Genomic DNA, 12,363 nt, shown 5'->3' on the forward strand with positions numbered 1-12,363 from the left:
AAACAGTATTTTCCTCTAAAATCCCCATCAAATCATCACATCTAATTGACCGATTACTTACTTAAACCACAAATCAATCATTTATCCTATGAATAGAAATTGGGTGAATTGTATAAGGGTGGAGTATGAAAGGGAATGTTAAGCTATTAGTTAGGCTTTTCAGTATGTTATGCGTTTTAAGCTTTGCGAGCCAAGCTTTCGCGGTATCAGTGACTAATGTAACTGAAGGTAAAATCAACGGACAAACCAGTGTGGTGGTTAGTTTGGATGGAGCGGTGCATCGCGCTCTGGATATCCCTGTCATTAAAGACGGTAAATCCATTAAAACGTCTTGGATTTTATCCGCGGATAGAACCTATCAGTCATTCGCTATTGACGATTATGGTGTAGGTGAGTATGGCATCTCGTTAACGGGTATTGCGCGAGGCTTGTTGGATCAAGTCGAGTACATCAATATTTGTGAATCCTCACCGTCGGTGCGAGTATTAGGGCAAGGTCCTTTTATTAATGCCTCAGGCGATAGAGGCATCCCGATTGAAAGTGTTAATGCGACCGGCGCGTTAATGTCTGTCTATCGAGTTGATGACACGCCTAATCTATTTGCCGATTATTTTTATTCCCAGCAATTAAGCAATTGGTCAGCGCAGCGCCTTAGAAAAAACTTCACCCATCAAACGGATTTAAGTTTCAAATTTGCACCTTCTAAACAAAATCAATCAGTGGTTTCTAATCTCACTCTACCTGATGAGTTGGCTAATGGTTGGTATATCGTGGCCATTAAACCAACGAACTCATTTGATAGCCCAGTTATCTTCCATGTTTTGCTTTCAGATATTGGTGTGCAAGCCAAAATATTTGCCAGCAAAGTATCACTACAAGCAGTGGACCTGACTAATAATCGTCCATTAGCCTCGGCAAAAGTGAGCGTAATTGGGCAAGACGGAATACGCAAAACGATAAGTTTACGCAATGGCTTTGCTCAGTTTGACTACAACAAGCGCTCTAGTGAAGATGTGTTTGTCATAGAAAGCAAGCAGGGCATGGCGGTGTTACCGATGAAAGAAGTGCCTCTGGATTTGTCAGATTTTGACGTCGCAGGTCAAAAAGATAAACCATTGAATGGTTTTGTTTTTTCTAACCGTAATCTGTTTAAACCTTCAGAAAATGTGCCGTTAAATATTTTGATTCGTAAAGAATCTGGTGCGTTAAGTGCCATCAAATCGGTATTTATTAAAGTAGTAACCCCAGATGGTAAAGAAGCTATCTCGCGCACCATCGAACAATCAATACCGGGTTTTTTTAGCTTTGACTTCGATATTCCTGCCTCAGCCAAATTAGGTAAATGGAGCGCGACCATCTTAGCGAATAAAACGTCAACTAAAGCCATTGGTACATTCAATTTTAATGTCGCAGAATTTGTGCCAGAAAGAATGGATTTAAGCATGACTTTTCCGTCAGTAATTACGACCGATTCTCCGATTGAGGGACAGGCAAGTGGTCGTTATTTATACGGTCAGGTTGCCGATGGTAATAAGCTTACCATCAGTTCTACTTTGAGGTCTGTCGAGCATTTTTCCGGTAAATTCAGTCAATATTATGTGGGGAATGATCATTATATTTCCTCTCGTAATGCGCCAAAATCTTTGGATATAAACTTAAATAAGCAAGGTACGGCAAACTTTACACTCAGTGCTGTGGACAGCGATTCATTAGATGGACCTGCGATGCTGACCACCAATAATCAACTGTTTGAGACTGGCGGTGCGACCACCACTCGCGTAAAACGCGTGCTTGTGTCTAATGGTAAATCCATTGTGGGTTTAAGACCTGCTAGAGAAGATGTTGGCTATTTTGAGGATACTAAGTTTGGTTTATTGTTGCTTAACGATACCGGTGACAAGGCGCTTGCTGGCAATGTGACCATCAAAGTAGAGCGTAATGCAGGTGGTTATTATTGGGTCTTTAATCAAAGTTCTGGCTGGGATTTACGTCGCGATGATAGATGGCGAGTCGTTGAATCTAAAACAGTCAAAGTCAATAACAAGCAAAATACGCTTACCGTTCCTGTGGAATGGGGCGAGTACCGCGTAACCGCTACCGCACCAAGTGGGCAACACACAGTTTATTCTTTCTATGCAGGTTGGAATGATGGCGATACACAAATTCCGGTTAAGCCCGATCAACTGGCAATGAAACTGGATAAACAAGATTACCTAACGGGCGAATATATTAGCGTCAGCATTACTTCCCCTATTGATGGCTTAGTGTCATTGGAATTGGTGGGTGATAAAACTTATCAGCATAAAACAGTGATGGTGAAGGGAACAAAAAAGGTCAGAATTAAAATCCCTAATGATTTAGAACGTCATGATCTGTACTTGATTGGCACTTTAGTCAATGCCGAAAAATCGTATGTACAACGCTCGTTATCTGTCGCGCCAGTGAGGCTTTATCGTGGTCATCGCAAGCTAAATGTCAGCATTGAAGCGCCACAAAAACTAGAACCATTTACCACGCAGCATATTAAGGTCAAGGTTGATAGCAAGCAAGATCTTAGCAACGCTTATGTGGTGTTAACGGTTGCTGATAAAGGCATCATTAACATGGCTCGTTACCAAGTGCCGAATGTCTTTGATTGGTTTTATGGTCATAAACGTTTAGGTGCGGATGTCATCGATCTATATTCAAGACAGTTTGAATCTCGTCCTTCGGCGTTCATTCGTCATCGTTATGGCGGTGATGAAGATTTAAACAGCGCAAAACCTGCCGATAATTTGGTGGAAAGTAAAACATTTAATACGGTGTTGCCTGCAGTAAAACTAAACCGTAAAGGTGAAGCGGATATCTCATTGGATGTGCCTGATTACAATGGCGAAGTGCAAATGGTGGCAACGGTATTTGATGGCAATAAATTTGGTCAGAAAATTCAAGATGTGACCGTGAGTGCGCCCATTGTGGCAGAGCTGTCCGTACCTAGATTCTTTGCAACCAACAGTCAAAGTCAGGTGATGGTGGAAGCCTCTAACCAAACCCAAAAGACACAACGTATTAATTTAGTGATGGCGGCAGAAGATGGCGTTGAACTGGCTGGAAACAGCTCGAAAACGTTAACCTTAGCCCCTGGTGAGAAAGCGAGTTTTCCAGTACCGGTTATGGTCGGCAATATGACTGCGATGGCAAATTTATACTTATCAGTAGACAGTGAAAATTACAGCATTGAGCGAAGCTGGCGCGTGCCAGTACGTTCACCATCGCCTTATATTACTAAGAAATCGACTCGGGTTTTGAATTCCGGTGATGTTCTGCGCGTGACCGAAGCGCAATGGCAAGGTGTATTGCCTGTGGACCAAGGCATGAGCGCAATCTCCTTTAGCCATGTGCCAGAAATTGAGCCAACGGCGTTTGTGCAAGGCTTGTTCCGTTACCCTTATGGCTGTGTTGAGCAAACCACCAGTACCGCTTACCCGTGGTTATTAGATGACAGTTCATTGTCACCGATGAAGCAGAAAGTGTTAGATGATCGTAGCGATATTGATATGTTGCAGCGCGCGGTCATGCGCTTAACTTATTACCAAAATAACAACGGTGGCTTTGGTCTATGGGGACGAATTTCTAATGAAGAAGCGTGGTTAACCGCTTATGTAGCAAGCTTCTTGTTTGATGTGAGAGAGCTTCATCCTAACTTGGTTAATAAAGCGGTGATGGATAAGCTTATCAAGCGTTTACATGAATACCTGTACGATGATGATCAATCAGATGCAGACAAAGCTTATGTAGGTTATGTACTAAGCCGTGAAGGATTACTGAGTTTTTCAGATGCAAAAACCTATCTCAAAGAGCTGCATATTAAAAATAGCTTGAGCAATGCTTATTTAGGCGCCGCATTTTATCGTTTAGGCGATATGCGTACCAGTAAGCGTTACTTTGATCGCGTTAACAGCCGTTATTTTCGATATGGCGAAAACAACTATTATGATTCAGAGATTTCATCGAATGCCAAAATTGTTTCTATAGTCAGTGAGTTAGAGAAACTAGGGCCGATTAACGCCAAGTTAAACAAAATGCGAATTGATTCGGCAAAAGAGATATTTGAAGATCTTAATAGCCGAAGCTATTTCAGTACTCAAGAAAAGTACGCGCTGGCAAAGGCAGGCTTTGAACTTAAAGCGTTGAATCAACATCCGGTGAAAGTCAGTCAAAATGGTCACCAAATACGAGCAAGTAAAGCGTTGACCATGAAATTAGGGGATAGATTCAACAATGATACCGCTCAGCCTATTTATGTGACGGAATCAATTGATGGCTACGCCGATCCTGACAGTCTGGATAGCTCAGTCGACTTTGATTATGTCAGCCGTGCTTATTTTGATGTAAAAGGGAATAGCCTAAGTCGCGCTCAATTGCATGTTGGGGATCGCATCATTGCTCGTATCAGTGTGCATCTTGAGGAGAATATAGACAGAGCCATGCTAGTGGATTATTTACCAGCAGGAATGGTATTAGAAGATCCGCAGTTTACTGCTTCTGAAGAGCTATTAGAGTCTCTTAATTTCATATCCAGTGATGTCGAGATGCAAGAGTTCCGCAATGACCGTTATGTGGCGGCTTTAGGTATCAGTAAACATAGGGTGTACACCTTCTATTATGTTTTGCGCGCTGAAACCAAGGGTGTGTCGCAGGTACCAAATGTGTTCATCGAGGATATGTACGCGCCAGAGCGTTTTATCTATCAGCCCGGCTTTACTCGTAGTATCAGTATTAAATGATGAGGCCTATCTCGTTTAAAAACATCACTACTATGGTTCTGTCCATCATGGTCAGCGCTATAGTGGCGGTGTATGTTCTTTGGCAAGTACTGAACCTGTACTTGCCACTGCCAGAGCCGACAACAAAAAGTATGGCGGTGAATGTGCTATCTGTGGAAGGCGATACTCTGCGCCAATTTGCTGATGACAGAGGGATATTTCGAACGCCCATTGAAACAAAGGATGTATCACCGATTTATCTCAAATCGCTATTAGCTTATGAAGACCGTCATTTTTATTCTCATATAGGCGTCGACTTTAGCGCATTGTTGAGAGCGGCTTATCAGCGCGTCCGTTATGGGCACATTGTTTCTGGCGGTTCGACCTTGACCATGCAGGTGGCAAGGATTTTGTATCCTATCGATCGCTCATATAGCGGAAAATTAATCCAAGTATTTCGCGCGCTTCAATTAGAGCAGCGCTATAGTAAGCAGCAAATACTCAATCTTTATCTTACTCATGTTCCAATGGGGGGCAATATCGAAGGGGTGGAAGCGGCCAGTCAGCGTTACTTTGGTAAGTCAGCCAAAAACTTAAACATTTCAGAAGCGGCCTTGTTAACGGTCATACCGCAAAGGCCCAGTATCTATCGTCCAGATAGGCACCCAGATAAAGCGCAAGTTGCGCGCAATAAGGTCCTCAAACGCCTAATTAACGACAACATGCTCACTGAGCAAGAATACCAATTGCTTAAGCAGGAAAAGGTGCTTGCTGGTCGCTTGCCGATTAAACGCCAAGTGCCTTTATTGGCAAGAGAGTTGAAATTCCATGCTTCTGTTGATTCACATGCCACAGGGAAGCCGAACAGTGAAAAACAGCTAAAAACATTTATTATCAATGAGCTACAACACAATATTGATGGCATCGTAAAACAGCGATTTAATGAAATGTCTGAGGCACTATCGGTTGCGGTTATGGTAGTGGAAAACAAAACTGGCAAGGTGATTGCTTATAAAGGTTCGTTGGATATGGACAGTAAACGCAGTTTTGGTCATGTGGATATGACCAAAGCGGTGCGCTCACCAGGCTCAACGTTAAAGCCGTTTGTGTATGGTAGGGCGTTAGATGAGGGGCTTATCCACTCTGAAAGTTTACTGCTGGATATTCCGATGCAGTTTGATAATTACAAGCCTCAGAACTTTGATAAACACTTCCAAGGCACGGTTTCAGCCAGTGAAGCACTGCAACGCTCAAAAAATCTATCTGCGGTGTATTTATTGGATCAGTTAGGAGTGCCTAAATTTGTCAAGCAGATGCAAGTGCTCGGTTCTTCATTGCGTTTAGCTGATATGAATCTGACGGTAGTATTAGGTGGCGGCGGTTCTACGCTACGTGAATTGGTGATGTATTACACCGCATTAAGTCGCCAAGGCATTGCAGTGAAGCCTAGATTAAGTCAATCCGATGAGGTGCAACAGGCTCGTTTACTGAGCGCAGAAAGTGCATGGATAACAAGGCGAATTTTGCAAGATGTACGCGCCCCAGATAGACCTCGTGCAAAATATGGACGCAAAATAGGCTGGAAAACGGGAACCAGTTTTGGCTATCGCGATGCATGGGCAATCGGCACCAGTAATGATTATACCGTAGGAGTGTGGATAGGCAGACCTGATGGTTCACCGTATGTTGGGCAAACGGGCGCCACGATGGCAGCGCCGTTTTTATTTGATGTGTTTGATTTATTGCCACAAGATAAAAGTGAAGTCACAAAACCGCATCATGTTGTTCAACAATCGATTTGTTGGCCAAGTGGTTTAGCTTCAACCATGGTGGCAAAGGAGCACTGTATTGAGAAAAAAGAGGCGTGGACGATTGATGGTGTGACTCCAAGAACGCTACGCCGAGATAAACATTTGTCGCGAGCTAATCTTTGGCCACAAGAGCTTCTTTCATGGCGAAAAGAACATTCACAATCCAAACACTTTATCGATATTATTCAGCCACAAGATGGCAGTTATATTTATCCGTATAAAGGACAAATATTAACCCTTAAAGCATCCACTGAGGACGTGCGTTGGTATTTAGATGGCAAGATTGTAGAGAACCAGATTGAGGCAAAATCACTGTCTGGCGCGCATCAGATAAAAGCATGTAATGATTACACCTGCGCTAAGGTTCAAATTACTGTCAATTAGAGCATGGTCAACTAAAACTCGGCTATCAAAAACTAATAACGTATAAAACAAATCGGTCTTTCATTACCCTCACAGACTAGGGTGAACACTTATCGTCCTATTATGTACATCATCTCCACAAGACGCCGTGAAATCATCCTTGATGGCTTCACTGTGGCATTCATGCCACACAGACTAATGAAAGACCGCTTTAAATCTAATTTAAAGTAAGAGCTCTAACGCTTTGATCGAGTTTAAAAATCTGAGCGGTAACTTGCATGTGATGTGGGTAATCACTAAACAGTAAACGGTATTCATCGGTCATTACCGAAACTTCCTCTGCGCGCATTAACTTCCAATACAATGGGGTAGTGTGCAGCATCGACGCTAACGGTTTAAAGACCACTTTCTCGTAAGCAAGAAACAAATCTTCTAATACAGCTTCTCGCACATCTTCTGTGGTAATGCCTGCATCAATAACAGAAGTGGCTTTTATATACCGGGCATTGCCTTGCAGTGTTTGTATTGGGGTTACATTGTCACTTTCAAGATCTTTAAGCTGACGGTGCACATTGGCAAGCCAAGCTTGTTGAGTCAGATCATCAGCAGTTACGTCATCAAATTGATGACGAATCTTTTTCTCTACCGCTTTTTGAGTACTCATCAGCACTTTACGCACTTTCTGAAATGACAATTGATAAGTTTTGCACAGATCGATAATCAAGGCATGAAACCCATCACCAGGAAAATGCATACTGGTTTTAAATGTGGCAATGGCTTGCTCTTGTTGAGGAGTTAAATCACTCATTATCTATTGGTCCTGTCGCGTGATATTAATATTACAGTAGGTGTTTGGTCGATAAGCTGCTTGATCGAAAAGCTGCTTGGTCAATAAATGGCTTGAACAATATGAGTTACAGACCAAAACCAACTTTAGGCAGCATTCGCACAGAGCGTACACCCCAAGGCGTTAAATCAGGCTTTGGTTCACCAGTGTAGTTACCTAAGCAGATATAGCCTTTCGATAAGTAGCGGTAGAGGAAATCTCCGCCTTCAAGTTTTGCGCTTTTCTCATCATAGAAAGGCAGTAAAATACGCTCGACACGCAGATCAGATGCTTGCTTAAAAGCAGGGTAAACCGATGAATTGATCTGATGAGCATCAAGATTTTTTATCAGTGCTTTATCTGACATTGAAGCTTTTTTGCGAATAAACAGCATGATAAGGCGTTTTTGCTGCTCAGATGAAACAATGATCATTTCCATAATGGGTATTCCTTTGAAAGAAGCTCAGTATATAAGAATGAGCGTGCTAAAACCACGGAGTTAATAATGTGGGCTTAGTGAAATAAAAAGTGAAAGTTAAAAATAGGCAAAGTGATGATGACTTGGCCTATATTGGTAAACTGAAGTTAGTTACGCTGTTAAGTGATTAAATAAAACGTTAATCACGCAACTCTCGGCGCAATATTTTGCCTACATTTGTTTTGGGTAAATCATCTCTATATTCGATAACTTTAGGGATTTTGTAGCCCGTAAGATGTTGTCTGCAATGCTTTTTAATCTCATCGACACTGACTGCGCCATTAGTCACAACAATCAGTTTAACCCGCTCACCGGCGATATCGTCAGAGACACCGACCGCGGCGGCCTCAACGATTCTAGGGTGCAGTGTGGCCACTTCTTCAATCTCGGTCGGGAAGACATTAAAGCCTGACACTAAAATCATGTCCTTCTTCCTATCTTCAATATAAAACACGCCGTCTTCATCCATTCGACCAATATCACCAGAGCTTAGCCAACCATCATCGGTCAATACTGCGCGAGTTTCTGCTTCTTGTTTCCAATAACCTCGCATAACTTGTTCGCCACGAATTTGAATTTCGCCTATTTGGTTTACTTCCAGAGGTAAACCATCTTCGTCGACAATTCTCAGTTCAGTACTTGGTAGTGGCACTCCTACAGCTGGCACGTATTGCTGCTGAGTATGAACGCCACCGGCAACCACTGGTGAACATTCAGTTAGACCATAGCCTTCGATAATTGGCATACCTGTAATTTTTTGCCATTCATCTGCGGTGTGCTTTTGTGTTGGCATGCCGCCTGCAATAGTAAATTCGGCATGTGAGAAATCCAGTTCTCTAAATTTGGCACTATTGTTAAGGGCGGCAAACAGGGTGTTGAGACCAAAAATCATGGTAAATGGATATTTACTTAAATCATTGATAAAGGTTTTCAAATCTCTTGGATTGGTGATCAAGAGGTTTGTGGCACCCATATACATCATCAGCATCATGCTCACAGAGTTAGCAAAAATATGATAAAGGGGAAGAGGGGTGACCGCGTATTCATTTTCTTTGGCGGTACGTGGACCAAAATGAGCAAACACTTGTAGCACATTTGCGATGACATTTTTATGAGTCAGCATGGCACCTTTGGCCAAGCCTGTAGTGCCACCTGTATATTGCAGGTAGGCCAAGTCATCATGTTCAATAACGGGCGGATTAAAATCGAGACGCTTTCCTTCGGTAAGTACACGGCGTAAAGAGATAGCACCAGGTAGATGAAATTTAGGGACCATTTTTTTGACGTACTTCACCACAAAGTTAACTAAGGTACGTTTGTGCGGCGCAAGTGCATCCCCAATACTGGTTAAAATAACGTGCTTGAGACTGGTTCGGCTGATCACTTGCTGCAAGCTGTCGCCAAAATTGGTGACGGCGACAATGATGGTTGCCCCAGAATCTCGCAATTGATGCTCAAGCTCCCTTGGGGTGTATAAAGGATTAACGTTAACCACCACTAAGCCAGCTTTTAAAGCACCTAAAATAGTAATGGGGTATTGCAGAAGGTTTGGCATCATCAGAGCAATCCGATCGCCTTTTTTCGCTTTTAGTTCACATTGAAGGTAAGCGGCAAATGCGTCACTTTTTTCATTAAGTTCACGATAGGTCAACGAATGTCCCATATTAATGAAGGCGGTTTTATCTGCAAAATCATTAAAGGGCTTTTTAAACATCTCATTGATATTGTTATATTGCTGAGTGTTTATAAATTCGGGTACATCGTTCGGATAGCTTGATATCCAAGGCTTATTTTCAGTGCTCATCGGGATTCTCTGATGTGTTACATACACTGATTTTAACTGATTATTGCGCTTGATGGGCGAACTTAGTACATATCTCTATCCCTAAGCGTGCGTTTGTCGATTAAATAAACAGAGATAACGACATTCACGAGCCAGTAAAGATAAAAAAGGGTCAGATAAAAATATCTGACCCTTACTTGTATATGTATTTTTATTTAAGAGGATGAGCGGTTAGCGAACATTCTCAAAGGCTAATGCTTTACGTTCTAATCGGCGAAGCAAGATGGTTAATAATCCATTGACCGCTAGATAGAATGCTCCGGCAATACCAAATACCGTTAAGGTATCGTAGGTTTGCGCGTTAATTCGTTGTGCGTAACCCATCACATCCATGATCGTAATGGTACTGGCAAGTGATGTGCCTTTGAACACTAAAATTACTTCATTAGAATACGCAGGAATTGCCCGGCGAATCGCAAATGGCAGTAATACTCTAAGGCTTGCCCAGTTGTTCATACCCAAAGCGCGACATGCTTGCCATTGCCCTGATGGGATGGCATTGAACGCCCCTTTAAATAATTGCGTACTGTAGGCTGCGGTATTGAGCGCTAATGCAAGCATTGCGCAGAACCAAGGTTGGCTTAACCAATCCCATAAAAAGCTATTTCTAATCACTTCAAATTGACCGGGACCGTAATAGATCAAAAAGATTTGAACTAATAGGGGAGTGCCCGTAAAAAGAGTGATTAAACCACGGCTCAGCCAGTGCACAATTGGAGTACGCAGGATCAACGTGAGCGTCATGCACAGTGCAAGAAAACAACCAACAACCAGAGACACCACGGTCAGATGTAAGCTAGTCATCAAGCCGTCAAGCATTTGGTAAAAATGTTCTGATGTCATGCTTTAGTACCTGCACCCATAGAGGCTTCTTGAATCGAGAAGCGAGCTTCGATAATTTTAACCAATTTTTGGGTGATAATCGTAATCACAAGATAAATCACCGCCGCCGTTGCATACCAAGTAAACGCTTGGTGTGTCGTCGCTGAGGTCAATTGCGCTTGTTTCATTAAATCGGTCACACCAATTAACGAAACGAGAGCGGTATCTTTTAATAACACCAACCATTGGTTCATCAAGCCAGGCATGGCATGACGTACCGCTTGCGGTAATACAATCTTAATAAAGGTTCTGGTTTTGCCCAGTCCCAATGCTTTTGCCGCTTCTATATGACCACTTGGCACCGCTTTTAGTGCGCCGCGAATCGTTTGTGAAGCATAAGAGGCAAAAATAAGCCCTAGCGCGATTACGCCAGAAATAAATGGGCTGATATCAACAAAGTCCCCAGTGATTAAAAAGATCACTTGGGTGGAACCAAAGAAAATAAACAGTACAACAAGCAGTTCAGGCAGACCACGAACTATGGTAACGAAAAGAATCGTTGGCCAAGAGAGCCATTTTTGGCGAGACATCTCACCACAGGCAAACAATACTGCCAAAATTAAGCCGACGCATAAACTGACAAAAGCAAGTTGGACCGTAGTCCAACTTGCTTGTGCTAGAGAAGCGGAGTAACCCGTTAACTCCATATTACTTACCAAAGTACTTTTCAAAAATGGCTTTGTATTCGCCGTTTTCTTTTACAGTTTTTAGAGCTGCATTTAATTGGTCAACTAGCGCTTGGTTGTCTTTATTGACTGCGATACCAAAACCGTTACCAAAGTATTCTTTGTTAGTTACTTGGTCGCCAACATAGCTAAGCTTGTCGTTTTTCTTGAACCATTCAGCCACAACAGCGGTGTCACCAAATACAGAATCGATACGGCCATTTTGCATGTCAATGAATGCATCTTGGTAGCTCGCGTAAGGAACAGCCGTTGCGCCTTTCACTTGTTCAAGTAAGTATGCTTGGTGTGTAGAACCGTTTTGTACGCCAACACGTTTGCCTTTAAGCGCAGCTTGAGACTCAAGTTTGCCTTTGATTGCAACAAATGCAGCTGAGTTATCGTAGTAAGGTTGAGTGAAGCTTACTTGTTCTTGACGTGCTGCTGTGATGTCGATACCAGAGATAGCTGCATCATAACGTTTGAATTTAAGAGCAGGAATTAAGCTATCAAATGATTGATTGTGGAAGGTACATTTAGCGTCAATTTGTTGACATAGAGCGTTCGCCAAATCAACGTCAAAACCTTGAATTTCGTTGTTTGCATCAACGTATTCGAAAGGCGCGTAAGTCGCTTCCATAACAAATTTAATTTCTTGTTGAGCGGCCATTGCGTGAGCAGATGTCAGGCCAATCAGTGATGCTAGTAAAATCTTCTTCATTTGTGTTTCTCCAAAAACTGCACTGCCAACAA

General features: G+C 42.5%; 8 protein-coding genes. 2 read left to right on the forward strand and 6 right to left on the reverse strand.

Annotated elements, in window-relative coordinates:
• Nucleotides 1-164: 164 nt before the first annotated feature.
• Together A9260_RS00810 and pbpC are read left to right on the forward strand one after the other, a co-directional pair.
• Nucleotides 165-4,766, forward strand: coding sequence for an alpha-2-macroglobulin family protein (locus tag A9260_RS00810; protein WP_068695232.1), 4,602 nt, complete (start codon nucleotides 165-167; stop codon nucleotides 4,764-4,766).
• The gene (gene pbpC / locus A9260_RS00815; RefSeq protein ID WP_082957153.1) at nucleotides 4,763-6,940 is read left to right on the forward strand and encodes a penicillin-binding protein 1C; all 2,178 of its coding nucleotides are present in this window, start codon (nucleotides 4,763-4,765) and stop codon (nucleotides 6,938-6,940) included. Before A9260_RS00810 ends, pbpC begins: the two co-directional genes overlap by 4 nt.
• A 196-nt stretch (nucleotides 6,941-7,136) precedes the next feature.
• Here the strand turns inward: pbpC and A9260_RS00820 are convergent, their stop codons facing one another.
• The 6 genes from A9260_RS00820 to A9260_RS00845 form a co-directional block, all read right to left on the reverse strand.
• The gene (locus A9260_RS00820) at nucleotides 7,137-7,727 is read right to left on the reverse strand and encodes a hypothetical protein (RefSeq protein WP_068695236.1); all 591 of its coding nucleotides are present in this window, start codon (nucleotides 7,725-7,727) and stop codon (nucleotides 7,137-7,139) included.
• Nucleotides 7,728-7,833: 106 nt separating this feature from the next.
• Complete coding sequence (locus A9260_RS00825) at nucleotides 7,834-8,184, reverse strand: hypothetical protein (protein WP_068695238.1); 351 nt, start codon at nucleotides 8,182-8,184, stop codon at nucleotides 7,834-7,836.
• A 178-nt stretch (nucleotides 8,185-8,362) separates the two neighbouring features.
• Nucleotides 8,363-10,027, reverse strand: coding sequence for an AMP-binding protein (locus tag A9260_RS00830; protein WP_068695240.1), 1,665 nt, complete (start codon nucleotides 10,025-10,027; stop codon nucleotides 8,363-8,365).
• Between the two features lie 210 nt (nucleotides 10,028-10,237).
• Nucleotides 10,238-10,909: an arginine ABC transporter permease ArtM gene (gene artM, locus A9260_RS00835; RefSeq protein ID WP_068695242.1), complete on the reverse strand. Its 672-nt coding sequence runs from the start codon at nucleotides 10,907-10,909 to the stop codon at nucleotides 10,238-10,240.
• Nucleotides 10,906-11,595 (reverse strand): arginine ABC transporter permease ArtQ, encoded by a 690-nt coding sequence (gene artQ / locus A9260_RS00840; protein WP_068695244.1) that lies wholly within the window; start codon nucleotides 11,593-11,595, stop codon nucleotides 10,906-10,908. The genes artM and artQ overlap by 4 nt, the downstream gene beginning before the upstream one ends.
• 1 nt (nucleotide 11,596) lies before the next feature.
• Nucleotides 11,597-12,331, reverse strand: a complete 735-nt coding sequence (locus A9260_RS00845) for an arginine ABC transporter substrate-binding protein (RefSeq protein ID WP_068695246.1) — start codon at nucleotides 12,329-12,331, stop codon at nucleotides 11,597-11,599.
• Nucleotides 12,332-12,363: the final 32 nt, after the last annotated feature.

This window comes from Vibrio sp. UCD-FRSSP16_30 (genome assembly GCF_001676025.1).
GTDB lineage: Bacteria > Pseudomonadota > Gammaproteobacteria > Enterobacterales > Vibrionaceae > Vibrio.

Bases quoted from the DNA above. Each gene is read 5' to 3' on its own strand.
- A9260_RS00810 (WP_068695232.1), top strand. From the start codon at position 165: ATGTTATGCGTTTTAAGCTTTGCGAGCCAAGCTTTCGCGGTATCAGTG.
- pbpC (WP_082957153.1), top strand. From the start codon at position 4,763: ATGATGAGGCCTATCTCGTTTAAAAACATCACTACTATGGTTCTGTCC.
- A9260_RS00820 (WP_068695236.1), bottom strand. From the start codon at position 7,727: ATGAGTGATTTAACTCCTCAACAAGAGCAAGCCATTGCCACATTTAAA.
- A9260_RS00825 (WP_068695238.1), bottom strand. From the start codon at position 8,184: ATGGAAATGATCATTGTTTCATCTGAGCAGCAAAAACGCCTTATCATG.
- A9260_RS00830 (WP_068695240.1), bottom strand. From the start codon at position 10,027: ATGAGCACTGAAAATAAGCCTTGGATATCAAGCTATCCGAACGATGTA.
- artM (WP_068695242.1), bottom strand. From the start codon at position 10,909: ATGACATCAGAACATTTTTACCAAATGCTTGACGGCTTGATGACTAGC.
- artQ (WP_068695244.1), bottom strand. From the start codon at position 11,595: ATGGAGTTAACGGGTTACTCCGCTTCTCTAGCACAAGCAAGTTGGACT.
- A9260_RS00845 (WP_068695246.1), bottom strand. From the start codon at position 12,331: ATGAAGAAGATTTTACTAGCATCACTGATTGGCCTGACATCTGCTCAC.